Origin of the sequence: Arthrobacter sp. CAN_A2, assembly GCF_015752045.1 — a bacterium.
Lineage (GTDB): Bacteria > Actinomycetota > Actinomycetes > Actinomycetales > Micrococcaceae > Arthrobacter_D.
Genome location: NZ_JADOUS010000004.1, coordinates 256,071 through 270,889, shown reverse-complemented (window position 1 = coordinate 270,889; position 14,819 = coordinate 256,071). Strand labels below are relative to the sequence as shown.

Genomic DNA, 14,819 nt, shown 5'->3' with positions numbered 1-14,819 from the left:
AGTCAGAGTCCTTCGGAGTCGGGACGATCGGCGGTCTCGACGGGCAGGGCCCTGCCGTCGAAGCATGTGCGGGTGCCCGTGTGGCACGCGGCGCCCTCCTGGTCCACGGTCACGAGCAGGGCGTCGCCGTCGCAGTCGAGGGCCACGCCCTTGACCCACTGCCGGTGCCCGGAGGTATCGCCCTTGCGCCAGTACTCCGCGCGGGACCGCGAGTAGAACGTCACGCGACCGGTGGCCAGGGTGCGCCGCAGCGCCTCCTCGTCCATCCAGCCGAGCATCAGCACCTCGAGGGTGTCGTACTGCTGGACGACGGCGGCGACGAGCCCGGCGTCGTCCTTCTTGAGCGCGCGGGCGATCGCGGGATCGAGGACGGGGCCGTCTCCCCCGGCGCCGGGGGCGATCGGATCGGCGGAGTCGGCGGAGGTGCCGGCGTGGTTCGGGGAGGAGGAAGAGGAGAGCATCAGTCCTGATTCTAGTGCGGGCGACGCACGAGCGGCGGAGGGCCCTGCCCCCGAGCGGGCCCTCCATGCTACTTTCAGCAGTGATGCACTACGTAACCCCGTCCCGCGAGGTCCTGGCCGAGACGCTCCTTGCAGCCGGCCCCGACGCCCCCACCCTGTGTGAGGGGTGGCAGACTCGCGATCTGGCAGCGCACCTCTACCTCCGGGAGCACCGGCCCGCCCTGGGTCTCGGGATGGTGATCCGGAAGCTCTCCCCCGTGACGGAGCGCGCCACGCGGGAGACGGCGGAACGGGCGGCCTCGCCCGCGGCCTACGAAGCCCTCGTGAGCCGCTTCCTGGCAGGCCCGCCCGCGCTGTCGCCGATGCGCGTCGGCGCGATCAACAGGAGCGCCAACCTGATCGAGTACTTCGTGCACACGGAGGACGTCCGTCGCGCCACGACGCGCTGGGCGCCACGGGCCCTCGACGTCGAGTACGCGAACGCCCTCTGGGAGGAACTCGTCAAGCGTGCGGCGTTCCTCTACCGGGGCGTGGACCTGGGGATCGTGCTGGTGCGCCCCGAGGGGGCCCGGCACGTCGCCAGGCGCGCACCGGTGTCGGTGGCGATCGTCGGCGACCCGGGTGAACTGCTCATGCACGCGCACGGACGCGGCCAGGCCCTGGTCACCTTCGAGGGTCAGCCGGACGCCGTCGCCCTGCTCCAGAGCGCCGACGTCGGCATCTGAGCCCCGGACCGGAGCCGGACGCCTCCCGGCGTCCGTACCCGGCACCCCTAGCGGACGGGGAAACCTGCTGCGCGGATGGCCGCCTTGACCTGTGCGATCGCGTCCACCGGGCCGAAGTGGAACACCGATGCGGCGAGCACCGCGTCGGCGCCGGCCGCCACCGCGGGCGGGAAGTGCTCCGGCTTACCCGCACCGCCCGAGGCGATCAGGGGCACCCCGACGGCAGCGCGCACGGCGCGGATGAGTTCCAGGTCGAAGCCCTCCTTGGTGCCGTCGGCGTCGATCGAGTTGAGCAGGATCTCCCCGACGCCGCGGTCCGCGGCCTCCTTCGCCCAGGCCACGGCGTCGATCCCCGTGCCCTTGCGGCCACCGTAGGTGGTGACCTCGAAACCGGACGGCGTGCGCGCGTCCCGCGTCCGCCGCGCGTCGAGGGACAGCACGAGGACCTGCGCGCCGAAGTGCGCGGTGATCTCGTCGATGACGGCGGGGCGGGCGACGGCGGCGGTGTTGATGGACGCCTTGTCCGCGCCGAAGCGCAGAAGGCGGTCGACGTCGGAGATCTCGCGGACTCCCCCGCCCACGGTGAGCGGGATGAAGACCTCCTCCGCGGTGCGGGCGACGACGTCGAACGTGGTCTCGCGGTTGCCCGAGGAGGCGGTGACGTCGAGGAAGGTCAGTTCGTCGGCGCCGGCCCGGTCGTACCGGTGCGCGAGCTCCACGGGGTCGCCGGCATCGCGCAGGTCCTCGAAGTTGATGCCCTTCACCACGCGCCCGGCGTCGACGTCGAGGCAGGGGATGACGCGGACTGCGACGGTCATGGCTGCCGTTCCCCTAGATCCGGCAGGCGTGGATGGTGCTGACGAGGATGGCGCGCGCGCCGAGCTCGTACAGCTCGTCCATGATCCGGTTGGTCTGGTGGCGCTTGACCATGGAACGGACGGCGACCCACTCGGAGTCGCGCAGCGGCGAGACCGTCGGGGATTCCAGACCCGGCGTCAGGGCCGCGGCCTCGTCCACGAGGTGCTTCCGGATGTCGTAGTCCATCATCACGTACTGGCGGGCCACGAGGACGCCCTGCAGGCGCCGCAGCAGCACGTCGAGGCCGGCGGGTGCCTCGGCGCCCGACCGGCCGATCAGCACGGCCTCGCTCTGCAGGATGGGCTCACCGAAGATCTCCATGCCGGCGGCGCGGAGCGTGCTGCCGGTCTCGACGACGTCGGCGATGGCGTCGGCCACGCCGAGGCGCACCGAGGACTCCACGGCGCCGTCGAGGCGCACGACCGATGCGGTGATGCCGCGCGCGGCGAGGTAGTCGTTCAGGAGTCCCTCGTAGCTGGTCGCCAGGCGTCGGCCCTCGAGCTGCTCCAGCGAGGAGAAGTCCCCGACGGGTCCGGCGAAGCGGAAGGTGGAGGCGCCGAAGCCGAGCTGCATGAGCTCCTCGGCCTTCACCTGGGCGTCGAGGAAGAGGTCGCGGCCGGTGATGCCGACGTCGAGCGTCCCCGAGCCCACGTACACCGCGATGTCACGCGGGCGCAGGAAGAAGAACTCGATCTCGTTCTCGGGGTCGACGAGCACCAGCTCGCGGGAGTCGCGGCGCTGGCGGTAGCCGGCCTCGGCGAGCATGGACGAGGCGGCCTCGGAGAGGGCGCCCTTGTTGGGGACTGCTACACGGAGCATGAGGGATCTTTCGCTGGTCGGGAGGACGGGACGGGCAGGAGCCGCGGGCGGGTGCGTGGGGCGCCCTGTGCGGCTACAGATGCTTGTAGACGTCCTCCAGCGTGAGTCCCTTCGCGATCATCAGGACCTGCAGGTGGTAGAGCAGCTGGGAGATCTCCTCCGCGGCGTCCTCGACGGACTCGTACTCGGCGGCCATCCACACCTCGGCGGCCTCTTCGACGACCTTCTTGCCGATGCCGTGCACGCCCGAGTCGAGCTCCGCCACGGTCCGCGAGCCCGTGGGGCGCTCGACCGCCTTCGCACTGAGTTCCTCGAACAGGGAATCAAAGGTTTTCACACCTCCTAGGTTATCGGCTCGCGCAGCCGCCGCCGCACGCGGGCCGGGCCCTGTGACGGACGCCTCCGTGCTCATCGCTCCGACGCGCGGAGCACGGCGGCCGTCGCCAGGGCGGCCGAGACGGCCTCGTGCCCCTTGTCCTCGGAGGAGCCCGGCAGTCCGGCCCGGTCCAGTCCCTGCTGCTCGGTGTCACACGTCAGCACCCCGAAGCCCACCGGTACCCCGGTGCGGACGCTGACGTCCGTGAGGCCCGACGTGGCCGCCTGGCACACGTACTCGAAGTGCGGCGTGCCGCCGCGGATCACGACGCCGAGGGCCGCGACGGCGTCGAACCGGGGCGCGAGGCGCGCGGCCGCGACGGGCAGTTCGAAGCTGCCGGGCACCCGGACCTCGGTGACCTCGGCGCCGGCCTCCGCCGCGGCGCGGCGGGCGCCGTCGAGCAGCCCGTCCATGATCTCGGTGTGCCAGCTCGCGGCGATGATCGCAAGGCGCAGGGGCGCGCCGTCCTGGGTGGACAGTGCGCTGATGTCGATGCTGGGTGCTCCGTGGCCGCTCATGGTTCTCCTTCGGTTCGTGTACTGCCGGGATGCTGCGGGTGCAGCAGGGTGTCCTGCGGGTCAGGCGCTGTCGCGGCGGTCCTCGCGTGCCCGGAGGTGCGCGACGAGGTCCTCGATCGAGACGAGGGGGAGTCCGTGCTCGTCGGCGAAGCGACGCAGCGCGGGCAGGCGCATCATGTCGCCGTCGTCGTGGACGAGTTCTGCGATGACGGCCGCCGGGCGCTTGCCGGCCAGGACGCTGAGTTCCACACCGGCCTCGGTGTGCCCTGGACGCTCGCGGACGCCGCCGGGCGCCGCCCTCAGCGGGAAGACGTGGCCCGGCCGGGTGAGGTCCAGGGGGCCGCTGCCCGGATCGGCCAGCACCTGCGCCGTGCGGGCGCGGTCCGCGGCGCTGATGCCGGTGCTCACGCCCGTCGCGGCGTCGCACGAGACCGTGTAGGCCGTGCCCTTCGAGTCCTCGTTGACCGCCGTCATGGGCGGCAGGAGCAGGCGGTCGGCGTCGTCGGACCGCAGCGGCACGCAGAGCACGCCCGACGTCCAGCGCACCGTCCAGCCGACGAGGGCGGGCGTCGCATCCTCCGCGGCGAAGACGATGTCGCCCTCGTTCTCGCGGTCCTCGTCGTCCACCACGACGACGGCGCGGCCGGCCGCGATGGCGGCGACGGCGTCGCCGATCGGATCGAGGCGCACCGGTGCGGTCCCCGTCACGGCGTGCCCCCGGCGGCCCGGTCCCGCCGGGCGTCCACGGCGGCGAAGCCGAGGAGGCGCTCGGCGTACTTCGCGAGCACGTCCATCTCGAGGTTCACCGGATCGCCGATCGCCTTCGCGCCGAGGCCGGTCTCCCGGAGGGTGGTCGGGATGAGCCCCACCTCGAACCACTGCTCGCCGTCCTCGGGGGGGCTCACCGCGGTGACGGTCAGGGAGACGCCGTCGATCGCGACGGACCCCTTCTCCGCGGCGTAGCGTCCCAGGGTGGCGGGCAGTCCGAAGCGGAGACGGTGCCAGGCGCCGAGATCCTCGCGCTCCAGCAGCTCGCCGATGCCGTCCACGTGGCCCTGGACCACATGGCCGTCGAGGCGCCCGCCGGCGGGGACGCATCGCTCGAGGTTGACGGGAGCGCCGGGCTGCAGCCCGCCCGTGGTGGTGCGGCGCAGGGTCTCCCCCATGACGTCGACGCCCACGCGGCCGCCGTCGAGCGTGACCGCCGTCAGGCAGACCCCGTTGACGGCGATGGAGGCGCCCGGGGCGAGGTCACGGCCGGTTCCGGGCGCCTCGAAGACGAGGAGCGCGCTCTCGCCGTCGGGCGTGACCTCCAGGGAGACCACGCTGCCCTGCTCGGACACTATTCCTGTGAACACTGGTACTTCCTTCGCGAGTGGTGGGCGGGTGTGCCGGGTCAAACGGCGGTCGGCGGTGGAGGCCCGAAGTGCAGCCTCACGTCGGGGCCGAACTGCCGGACGGCGGGACCGCCGGCGTCGTCCAGCGCCCAGCGGACGGCCTCGGCGAGGGTGCCGACGCCGAGGTCCGGGAAGGCGGGAGCCCCGTCGCCGAGGATCAGCGGCGCCACGTAGCTGAACAGCTCGTCCACCACCCCGGCCCGGAGGAACGCGGAGGCGACGCGCGGGCCGCCCTCGACGAGGATGTGCCGCACTCCCCTGGCGTGGAGCTCGCCGAGTGCCGCCTCCACGTCCCGGGTGGCCAGGTGGAGGAAGCCCTCGCCCCGCACCTGGGCGTCGTCGGGCACGGGGGTGTGCCCCAGGACGACGCGGAGGCCGGGGTTCTGCGCCGGCGCGGCCGGGCCGGCGTCGTCCTGCGCGGCCTGCGCGGAGCCGGCGCGGGCCGTGAGGCGCGGATCGTCGGTGAGGACGGTCCCGGTGCCGACGAGGACAGCGTCGGCGAGGGAGCGGATCCGGTGGCCGTCGGCGCGGGCGTCCGCGCCCGTGATCCACTGGCTGGAGCCGTCGCGGGCAGCCGCGCGCCCGTCGAGGGACTGGGCGGACTTGAGGGTGACGAAGGGGCGCCGCGCGAGGACGGACGCCGTCCAGCGCTGGTTGAGGTGCCGCGCACGGGCGGCCTCGAGGCCCGCGACGCAGTCCACGCCGGCGTCCCGCAACCGCCGGGCCCCACCGGCGGCGGCACCGTTGACGTCGTCCGCCGCGTACACCACGCGGGCGACGCCCGCGTCGATGAGTGCCTCGCTGCACGGACCGGTCCGGCCGGTGTGGTTGCACGGTTCCAGCGTCACGACCATGGTGGCGCCGCGCGGGTCGTTGCCGCGCCGGCGGGCATCGGCGAGGGCGGAGGGCTCGGCGTGCGGCGTGCCCGCCCCGCGGTGGTGGCCCTCACCGAGGACGGCGCCGTCGGCGGAGAGCAGGACGGCGCCCACCAGGGGGTTGGCGCCGCGCACCCCGCGGCCGGCGAGGTCGAGGGCGCGCAGCATGGCGGCTGCCTCCGCGGGGGTGGCCCGGGTGCCGGGGGTCGTGCTCATCGCAGCGTCGGATCCGGGAGGAGGGTTTCGATGCTCGGCTTCGCGGTGCGCTGGGCGCGTGCCCACACGAAGAAGCCGATGAGGGTGAACGCCCCGTAGAACACGTACATGAAGGCGCTGGCGTAGTAGCCCGCGCTGAACAGCAGGGGAACCCCGACGATGTCCACGGCGACCCACACGAGCCAGAACTCCACCCATCCCTTGGCCATGCCGTAGGTGGCGAGCAGGGACCCGACGAACGTCCAGGCGTCGGCCCAGACCGGCTCGTACGAGCCGAGCACGCGGAACAGGGGGGTCAGGGCGAAGGTACCGACGATCATGAACGAGACCATGCCGATGCGCGCCTTCGTCCCGGCCCAGCGTGGCTCGACGGCCTGGCCGCCGTGGTCGCGGCTGGCCCTCCACCGGCGCCACCCGTAGATCGAGACGGCGATGAACATGACCTGCCGGCCTGCCTGCCCCAGCAGGTTGGCGGCGCTCGCGGCGCCGAAGAGGGATCCGAGGAAGACGGTGAGGAGCAGCACATTGCCGATGATCCCGACAGGCCAGGCCCAGACGCGCCGGCGCATGCCTCCGAAGGCGCTGAGGAGACCGAAGATGTTGCCCACCACTTCGCGCAGCAGGACGGAACCGCTGCCTACGGGGATGCGGGCTTCGAAGAGCCACTGCAGAAAATCCATGCCGATCCTTCACCGGGTCGACGGCTCCGGGCAACGGCAGCAGAAGGGACGTCCCGCCGCGGCTCGTGCCACGACAGGTGCCGCAACCCGACGACGGGCAGCGGTGAGTCCCTGCTGTTCGTGCTTCTCCCATCCAGACTTTGACTGTCGGTCCCGGAATTCCACCGGCTCAACCGCCGCCATCCCGCGGGTGCGGGACGTTGGGCGGGTCGCGGACTATCACCGCCGGTTCGGACTTACACCGACCCCGGAGCACGTACTCCCCCGATTATTTCACAGCGCATCGGAACCCTCCGCCCAGCGGTCACAATTCGTCCGAGAGCGCAGGAGCCGTGCTGCCGGGCCCCTCCCGAGAGACCCCAGGACGCAGTGACGGCGGATGCGATGAACCCGCACCCGCCGGCGCTGCATTTTTGGGGAGAGGAGTGCGGATCAGCCCTCGGCGGCAGCCTTCGGCTTGGCGTCGACGCCGGCCTCCTTGCGCTGCTGCGCCGTGATCGGCGCGGGCGCCGCGGTCAGGGGGTCGAACCCGCCGCCCGACTTCGGGAACGCGATGACATCGCGGATGGAGTCAGTCCCCGCGAGGAGCGATACCACGCGGTCCCAGCCCAGGGCGATGCCGCCGTGCGGGGGCGCACCGTACTTGAAGCCCTCGAGCAGGAAGCCGAACTTCTCCTGCGCCTCCTCCTTGCCGAGGCCCATGACCGCGAAGACGCGCTCCTGCACGTCGCGCTGATGGATTCGGATGGACCCGCCGCCGAGCTCGTTGCCGTTGCAGACGATGTCGTAGGCGTACGCGACGGCGTTCTCCGGATCGGTGTCGAACGTGTCGAGGAACTCGGGCTTCGGGGAGGTGAAGGCGTGGTGGACGGCCGTCCACGCACCGCCTCCGACGGCGACGTCGCCCGCGGCGACGGCAGCGGAGGCCGGCTCGAACATGGGAGCGTCGACGACCCACACGAAGGCCCAGTCGCCCTCCTTGATGAGGCCCGTCCGTCGGCCGATCTCGACCCGGGCGGCACCGAGGATGGCGCGCGACGACGCACGGTCGCCGGCAGCGAAGAAGATGCAGTCCCCCGGGTTCGCGCCGGTCGCACCGGCCAGGCCCTCGCGCTCGGCGTCGGTGAGGTTCTTGGCGACGGGACCGCGCAGGCTGCCGTCGTCGTCGATCAGGACGTAGGCGAGGCCCTTGGCGCCGCGCTGCTTCGCCCACTCCTGCCAGGCGTCCAGCTGCCGGCGCGGCTGCGACGCGCCGCCGGGCATGACGACGGCTCCCACGTAGGGGGCCTTGAACACGCCGAACCCGGTGTCCCTGAAGAACTCGGTCAGTTCTGTCAGCTCGAGTCCGAAGCGGAGGTCGGGCTTGTCCGAGCCGTACCTCGCCATCGCCTCGGCGTAGGTCATGCGGCGGATCGGCAGGGGGATCTCGACGTCGATCAGCTTCCACAGCGCGGCGACGAGCTGCTCGCCGAGGGCGATGATGTCGTCCTCCTCGACGAAGCTCGCCTCGATGTCGAGCTGGGTGAACTCCGGCTGGCGGTCCGCACGGAAGTCCTCGTCCCGGTAGCAGCGTGCGAGCTGGTAGTACTTCTCGAAGCCGCCGACCTGCAGGAGCTGCTTGAACAGCTGCGGGGACTGCGGGAGGGCGTACCAGGAGCCGGGCGCGAGGCGCGCGGGCACCAGGAAGTCGCGGGCGCCCTCCGGGGTGGAGCGCGTCAGCGTGGGCGTCTCGATCTCGACGAACCCGTCCGCGTGCAGCAGTTCGCGCGCGATCCGGCTGGCCTCGGAACGGAGGCGCAGGTTCGCCTGGGGGCCCGGCCGCCGGAGGTCGAGGTAGCGGTGGCGCAGGCGCGCCTCCTCGCCCACCTCGACGTGCTCGTCGATCTGGAAGGGCAGGGGGTCCGAGGTGTTGAGGATGGTCACGGTGTCCGCGATGACCTCGATGGCGCCGCTGGGGAGGGCCGGGTTCTCGTTGCCCTCGGGGCGCTGCTGGACCTCGCCGACGATCTGGAGGACGTACTCGTTGCGCAGGGACGAGAACACGTCCTCCTCGCGGACCACGACCTGCGCGAAGCCGGAGGCGTCCCGGAGATCGAGGAACGCGACGCCGCCATGATCCCGGCGACGGGCGACCCATCCAGCCAAGGTGACCGTTTGTCCTACGTGCTCGGGCCGAAGCGAGCCGAGTTCATGCGTGCGGAGCACAGCATTCCTTCCCACAGATACGTTCGATGAGTCGCAGGCGAGCTTCGCCTGCCTAGAGTTGGTTCAAACCGGTCCAACTTTACCGGTCCGGCCCTGACCGGCCGGACAGCCTGGTCCGGAACCATCGAGGAGGACCATGACCGAGCAGCCGGGACTCCGCCGTGCGATGGGCGGCTTCGATGCCACCACGGTCGGCGTCGGCGCGATGATCGGCGCCGGCGCCTTCGTCGTCTTCTCCCCCGCCGGCGCCGCGGCCGGGGCGCTGCTCCCCGTCGCCGTGGTCATCGCCGGCTTCGTCGCCTACTGCAACGCCGCGGCGACGGCGTCGCTCGCCGTCCGCTACCCCTCCAGCGGCGGGACCTACGTCTACGGCAGGGAACAGCTCGGGCCCTGGCCCGGGTTCCTCGCCGGGTGGGGCTTCGTCACCGGCAAGCTGGCCTCCTGCGCGGCGATGGCCCTCACCTTCGGACTGTACGCCGCTCCGGGCGCGGAGAAGGCCGCCGCCGTGGCCGCCGTCGTCGGCCTGACGGTGGTGAACCTTCTCGGCGTGACGCGGACGGCCGTTGCGACGCGCGTGATCGTCTCGCTCGTCGTCCCCGTCCTGGCCTTCGTCATCGTCGTGGCCTTCACCGCCCCCGCAGCCCCCTCGACTGCCGGCGGCTCCGGTGGGTCGGGGGGCGCGGCCGGCGTCCTGCAGGCCGCGGCCCTGCTGTTCTTCGCGTTCGCCGGCTACGCACGCATCGCGACCATGGGCGAGGAGGTCCGGGAACCGCGCCGGAACATCCCGAGGGCGATCTTCGGCGCCCTCGGATTCACCCTCGTGCTGTACGTCCTGCTGGCGCTCTCGCTGCTCCATGCACTCGGCCCGGAGGCCCTCGCGGACTCGACGGCGCCGCTGCGGGACGTCGTCGACGCGGAGGCGCCGCCCGGCGGGGCCGCCGGAGTGCTCGGGACGGTGGTCACCGTGGCGGCGGCGCTGGCGAGCCTCGGTGCGCTGCTCGCCCTGATCGCCGGCGTGGGCCGCACGAGCCTGGCCATGGCCCGCACCGGGGACCTGCCGTCGGCGCTCTCCCGCATCTCGAGGCGCTTCGCGGTGCCCTGGGTGGCGGACGTCGCGACCGCCGCCGTCGTCGTGGTCCTGCTGCTCGCCACCGATGTCCTCACCGTCGTCGGGTTCTCGAGCTTCGGGGTGCTCGTGTACTACGCGATCGCGAACATCGCCGCCTTCACGCTCGCCGACCGGCAGTGGTACGCCCCGCGGTGGCTCAACGCCGTCGGGGCGGCGGCCTGCCTCGTGCTCGCGTTCACGCTGCCGGCGACGTCGGTGCTGACCATGCTCGCGGTGCTCGCCGCGGGAGTCGCCGTGCGGGCTGCCGTGCTCGTTCGCCGTCGTCGCCGGGACTGAAGCGTACGACCCCGACGCGCGGGCGACGGGTCGGTCAGGCCCTCGCGACGACGGGCCGGAGGTCGTCCGCGGGCGGGGTCCACGTGGCGGGGTCCGCCGCCACCTGGTCGCCCGACCGGATGTCCTTCACCTCGTGCGAGCCGTCGGCGGAGGTGAACCAGACGAACGGGATGCCGCGGCGGTCGGCGAACTTGATCTGCTTCCCGAACTTCTCGGCGCCGGCCGCCACCTCCGCGGAGATGCCGCGCTTCCGGAGCGCGGTCGCGACGTCCTGGGCCTGCGACCAGGCGTCGTCGTCCGCGAGCGTCACCAGGACCGCCGTCGGGACCGCGCGGGAGACCGTGGCGAAGCCCTGGCTGAGGATCCGCGAGACGATCCGGGTGACACCGATGGACAGCCCGACGCCGGGGAAGGTGCGGTTGCCCTTGCGGGCGAGCGAATCGTAGCGGCCGCCGGAGCAGATGGAGCCGAGACCCTCGTGCCCGTCGAGCACCGTCTCGTAGACGGTCCCGGTGTAGTAGTCGAGCCCCCGGGCGATGCTGAGGTCCGCGACCACCCGGCCCGGCGCACGCCGCGACGCCTCGCCGACGACCTGCCGGAGCTCCTCGAGTCCTTCCTCGAGGAGCTCGTTCGTGACGCCGAGATCACGGACACGGTCCACGAAGGAGGTGTCCGCGGTGCGGATGCCTGCCAGCTCGAGGGCCAGGCGCACCTGCTCCTCGTCTGCTCCGACCTCGTCGCGCAGCAGCGCGCCCACCTTGTCGGGGCCGATCTTCTCGAGCTTGTCGATGCTGCGCAGGACCGCCGCGGTGTCCTCGAGCCCGATCGCACGGTAGAACCCCTCCGCGAGCTTCCGGTTGTTGACGCGCAGCGTGAAGGCGGGGATCGGGAGGGCGCCGAGGGCCTCGACGACGGCGAGGGCGAGTTCGACGTCGTACCGGAACGGCAGGACGCCGTCGCCGACCACGTCGATGTCCGCCTGCGTGAACTCACGGGCGCGGCCCTCCTGGGGCCGCTCACCGCGCCAGCACTTCTGGATCTGGAACCGGCGGAAGGGGAAGGCCAGGTGGCCGGCGTTCTCGACGACGTAGCGTGCGAACGGCACGGTGAGGTCGTAGTGCAGGGCCAGACCGCTCTCCGAACTGGACGCCTCGTCGGCCTGCAGGCGGGAGACGGCGTAGACCTCCTTGTCGATCTCGCCCTTGCGGAGGAGGTGGTCCACGGTCTCGACCGCGCGTGTCTCGATGCTGGAGAACCCGTGCAGCTCGAACGTGCGCTGCAGCACCTCGAGCACGTGGAGCTCGATCAGGCGCTCCTCGGGGAGCCACTCAGGAAAGCCGGACAGTGATGCCTTGCGGGCCATTAGGGGGATCTCCTCGTGCGGGGTTTTCCGGTCCTCGCCCCGACGGCGGGACGATCCGGTTCTGCGGCCTCAATCCTAGGTGCCGGGTACCCTCCGCGGGAAAAGCGCGGGCCGGGCGGGTGCGGTTCGTCCAGCCCGGTGCGCCGGCCTCCCGCCATGCCGCGGAACGGGGGCCAGTGGGTAAAGTAGCCTCAGGGCAGGTTCCCGGTTTCAAGGTCGGGGCGGGGTGCGCAGCGAGGTCGGCCGGAAGGCCCTTGCCGCCGGACTCCGACCGGCATGACCGATAGACTCCTAGACCCTGCACGAAATGGCCCCGGCGTTGCTCACGGCCATCCGACGAGCGAAAGACTTCTAGCGGTGACAGACAGTCAGCAATCCGACGACACGACCATCGGCCAGGACTCGCAGCAGGATGCTGCGACGGGCGACGGCACCAACACACCATCCGTCGTGGCAGAGCCCGGCACGGCTGCGCAGGAACCAGTTGCAGAGGGGTCGACCGAGCAGGTCGAGCACCCGGACGCCGCGATAGCCGAGACGCCTGCCGAGGATGCGGCCGCTCCGACCATCGAGGCGCCAGCGGAGCACCCGGGCGCCGTAGCAGCCGAGGCGCCGGTCGAGCCCGCAGAGCCCGCCCAGCCTGCCGCCCCGTCGGACGCCGCAGCAGCCGAGGCGCCGGAAGAGTCTGCTGCACCCTCGGACGCCGCCCCTTCGGGCGTGCCGGTCGACACTCAGCCCCTCGCCGAGGAGGCGACGCCGCCCACCACGCCGCAGCCGACCGCGCCCCGCCCGCCGCTTCCCACGAAGATGGCACCGCGCCCGTTGAAGGCCCCCACGTCGGTGGCAGCCCCCGTCGCCCACAGCACGCCCCTCGCCGAAGCCGGCAGGTTCGCCCGCGTCGAGGAGGACGGCCACGTCTTCCTGCTCGTCGACGGCGAGGAGCACCCGGTCGGCCAGTACCCGGACGCGACGCGCGAGGAAGCCCTCGCCTACTTCGTGCGCAAGTACGACGACATCGTGAGCCAGGTGGCGCTCCTCGAGCAGCGGGTGCAGGTCAAGGCGCCGGCGTCGGACATGGCCAAGACGGCCAAGCACCTGCGCGCGCAGGTCGGCGAACGGAAGGTGGTCGGCGATGTCATCGCCCTCGAAACGCGCATCGACGCCCTGCTCGAGGCCATCGGCGGCCTCGAGAAGGCCGAGCGCGCCGTCCAGGACGAGCTGAAGGCCAAGGAACTCGCGGCGCGCGAGGCGATCGTCGCGGAAGCGGAGGAACTCGCGAACCGGGATCCCTCCACCGTGCAGTGGAAAGCCAGCAGCACCCGGATGAACGAGCTGTTCGAGCTCTGGAAGGCCGCCCAGAAGAACGGGCCGAGGCTGGGACGCGGCACGGAGGATTCGCTCTGGAAGCGCTTCCGGTCCGCCCGCACCATCTTCGACCGCCACCGCCGCGCCTACTTCTCGCAGCTGGACAGCGACAACGCCGAGGCCAAGCAGGCCAAGGAGGCGCTCATCAAGCGCGCCGAGCAGCTGTCCGGCTCGACCGACTGGGGCCAGACAGCGGCCGAGTACCGGCACCTGATGGACGAGTGGAAGGCGTCCAAGCGCGCCAGCCGCAAGGACGACGACGCCCTCTGGGCTCGCTTCCGTGCCGCCCAGGACCGCTTCTTCGAGGCGCGCAAGTCCGCGAACGAAGCCGTCGACGAGGAGTACGCAGGCAATCTCGTGGCCAAGGAGGCCCTGCTGCGGGAGGCCCAGCAGATCCTGCCGATCAGGGACCTCGCCACCGCGAAGAAGGCCCTGCAGTCCGTCCGCGACCGGTGGGACGAGGCCGGCAAGGTCCCGCGCGCCGACATGGGGCGTATCGACGCCGGCCTCCGCAAGGTGGAGGATGCCGTCAAGGCTGCCGACGACGAGCAGTGGACGAAGACGAACCCGGAGACGAAGGCGCGCACCAACAGCGCCCTGAGCCAGCTCGAGGCGACCATCGCGCAGCTCAAGGACGACCTGGCCGTCGCCGAACGCGCCGGCGATGCCAAGAAGATCGCCTCGGCCCGGGAGGCGCTGGCAGCCCGGGAGCAGTGGATGGACATGCTGCAGAGGTCGGCGCAGGACTTCTCCTAGCGCCCTCCGCCCCCGCGAGCCCCGAAAGCCCTCCGGAACCCTTGTCCACATCGGTCCCGGAGGGCTTTTGCGTGGGCGGTGCAGTCCCCATGCTGAGGTGATGGCTCCCCTGCACAGTGCCTCCGCCGCAGCACCTCCGGAACGCTACCCGGAAGCGGCGCACCCCCCGGTCACGTCGACCGGCGGCGCCCTCTTCCACGCCGGGGACATCTTCACCTCGGCCGAGCTGCAGGCCATGCGTCTCGAGGGTCTGGTGCACCTCGTGATCGGCGAGTCCTACCTGCGCAGCGACTTCCGGGAGGATCCCGCCACGAGGTCGCGGGCCGCTGTCCGGAGCGTCCCGCCATCGGTGCGACCGCGGGTGGCGCTGGGGCGCTCCTGCGCGGCCTGGATCTACGGGTGCGCCCCTCGGCCGGCCGTCATCAGCCTCGTGACGGATCACCGGCGTCGCACCACGGCGTTGCCGCCCTTCAGTGCCGCCGTCATGCACCAGGCGGCGCTGGGTCCGTTCGACGTGAACACGGTGGGCGGGGTGTCCGTGACCACCCCGCTCCGCACCGCCCTGGACATCGCGGTGCACGGCGAGGACCGCGATGCCGTGGCGATCCTGCGGTCGATCAGCAGGGACCGTGACCTCGACTGCCCGCTCCGCCTCGTGGAGGCGGCGCTCGTCAACGCCTCCCGGGTACCGGGCAAGACGCGGGCCCTGTCGAGGGTGCGGGCCGCCCGACGGCCGCCGGACGGCAGAGGATGAGCCGGGCGCAGGATGAACCGGGCACAGGATGAGCCGGCCCGGATGG

General features: G+C 72.1%; 15 protein-coding genes and 1 riboswitch. Of the genes, 4 read left to right on the top strand and 11 right to left on the bottom strand.

What is annotated here, in order from left to right:
* Window positions 1-2: 2 nt before the first annotated feature.
* Window positions 3-461, bottom strand: a complete 459-nt coding sequence (gene hisI, locus IWX63_RS07200) for a phosphoribosyl-AMP cyclohydrolase (RefSeq protein ID WP_199277476.1) — start codon at window positions 459-461, stop codon at window positions 3-5.
* 83 nt (window positions 462-544) lie between these two features.
* Between hisI and IWX63_RS07195 the strand changes: the two genes are divergently transcribed.
* Window positions 545-1,186, top strand: a complete 642-nt coding sequence (locus IWX63_RS07195) for a TIGR03085 family metal-binding protein (RefSeq protein WP_199277475.1) — start codon at window positions 545-547, stop codon at window positions 1,184-1,186.
* A gap of 47 nt (window positions 1,187-1,233) precedes the next feature.
* Here the strand turns inward: IWX63_RS07195 and hisF are convergent, their stop codons facing one another.
* The 9 genes from hisF to aspS all read right to left on the bottom strand — a co-directional run bounded on the left by hisF (window position 1,234) and on the right by aspS (window position 9,130).
* Window positions 1,234-2,004, bottom strand: a complete 771-nt coding sequence (gene hisF, locus IWX63_RS07190) for an imidazole glycerol phosphate synthase subunit HisF (protein ID WP_199277474.1) — start codon at window positions 2,002-2,004, stop codon at window positions 1,234-1,236.
* A gap of 13 nt (window positions 2,005-2,017) precedes the next feature.
* Window positions 2,018-2,863, bottom strand: a complete 846-nt coding sequence (gene hisG, locus IWX63_RS07185) for an ATP phosphoribosyltransferase (protein WP_199277473.1) — start codon at window positions 2,861-2,863, stop codon at window positions 2,018-2,020.
* Window positions 2,864-2,936: 73 nt separating this feature from the next.
* On the bottom strand, window positions 2,937-3,200 hold the full coding sequence (locus IWX63_RS07180; protein ID WP_199277472.1) for a phosphoribosyl-ATP diphosphatase: 264 nt from the start codon (window positions 3,198-3,200) through the stop codon (window positions 2,937-2,939).
* Window positions 3,201-3,271: 71 nt separating this feature from the next.
* Window positions 3,272-3,757, bottom strand: a complete 486-nt coding sequence (gene ribH, locus IWX63_RS07175) for a 6,7-dimethyl-8-ribityllumazine synthase (protein ID WP_199277471.1) — start codon at window positions 3,755-3,757, stop codon at window positions 3,272-3,274.
* Between the two features lie 60 nt (window positions 3,758-3,817).
* Window positions 3,818-4,465 carry a 3,4-dihydroxy-2-butanone-4-phosphate synthase gene (gene ribB / locus IWX63_RS07170; RefSeq protein WP_199277470.1) on the bottom strand — a complete coding sequence of 216 codons (648 nt, stop codon included), beginning with the start codon at window positions 4,463-4,465 and terminating at the stop codon, window positions 3,818-3,820.
* Window positions 4,462-5,115, bottom strand: a complete 654-nt coding sequence (locus IWX63_RS07165; RefSeq protein WP_199277469.1) for a riboflavin synthase — start codon at window positions 5,113-5,115, stop codon at window positions 4,462-4,464. The genes ribB and IWX63_RS07165 overlap by 4 nt, the downstream gene beginning before the upstream one ends.
* Before the next feature lie 38 nt (window positions 5,116-5,153).
* On the bottom strand, window positions 5,154-6,245 hold the full coding sequence (ribD, locus tag IWX63_RS07160; RefSeq protein WP_199277468.1) for a bifunctional diaminohydroxyphosphoribosylaminopyrimidine deaminase/5-amino-6-(5-phosphoribosylamino)uracil reductase RibD: 1,092 nt from the start codon (window positions 6,243-6,245) through the stop codon (window positions 5,154-5,156).
* Complete coding sequence (gene pnuC / locus IWX63_RS07155; RefSeq protein WP_199277467.1) at window positions 6,242-6,925, bottom strand: nicotinamide riboside transporter PnuC; 684 nt, start codon at window positions 6,923-6,925, stop codon at window positions 6,242-6,244. The genes ribD and pnuC overlap by 4 nt, the downstream gene beginning before the upstream one ends.
* Window positions 6,926-7,042: 117 nt before the next feature.
* Window positions 7,043-7,184, bottom strand: a riboswitch (FMN riboswitch).
* Between the two features lie 173 nt (window positions 7,185-7,357).
* Window positions 7,358-9,130 carry an aspartate--tRNA ligase gene (aspS, locus tag IWX63_RS07150; protein ID WP_199277466.1) on the bottom strand — a complete coding sequence of 591 codons (1,773 nt, stop codon included), beginning with the start codon at window positions 9,128-9,130 and terminating at the stop codon, window positions 7,358-7,360.
* A 136-nt stretch (window positions 9,131-9,266) separates the two neighbouring features.
* Between aspS and IWX63_RS07145 the strand changes: the two genes are divergently transcribed.
* On the top strand, window positions 9,267-10,535 hold the full coding sequence (locus IWX63_RS07145) for an APC family permease (RefSeq protein WP_199277465.1): 1,269 nt from the start codon (window positions 9,267-9,269) through the stop codon (window positions 10,533-10,535).
* 34 nt (window positions 10,536-10,569) lie between these two features.
* On the opposite strand, the gene hisS is transcribed toward IWX63_RS07145, so the two are convergent.
* Window positions 10,570-11,898 (bottom strand): histidine--tRNA ligase, encoded by a 1,329-nt coding sequence (hisS, locus tag IWX63_RS07140; protein WP_199277464.1) that lies wholly within the window; start codon window positions 11,896-11,898, stop codon window positions 10,570-10,572.
* 357 nt (window positions 11,899-12,255) lie between these two features.
* On the opposite strand from hisS, the gene IWX63_RS07135 reads away from it, so the two are divergent.
* Both IWX63_RS07135 and IWX63_RS07130 read left to right on the top strand, forming a co-directional pair.
* Window positions 12,256-14,019 carry a DUF349 domain-containing protein gene (locus IWX63_RS07135; protein ID WP_334685707.1) on the top strand — a complete coding sequence of 588 codons (1,764 nt, stop codon included), beginning with the start codon at window positions 12,256-12,258 and terminating at the stop codon, window positions 14,017-14,019.
* Between the two features lie 100 nt (window positions 14,020-14,119).
* Complete coding sequence (locus tag IWX63_RS07130; RefSeq protein WP_199277462.1) at window positions 14,120-14,773, top strand: hypothetical protein; 654 nt, start codon at window positions 14,120-14,122, stop codon at window positions 14,771-14,773.
* Window positions 14,774-14,819 lie beyond the last annotated feature (46 nt).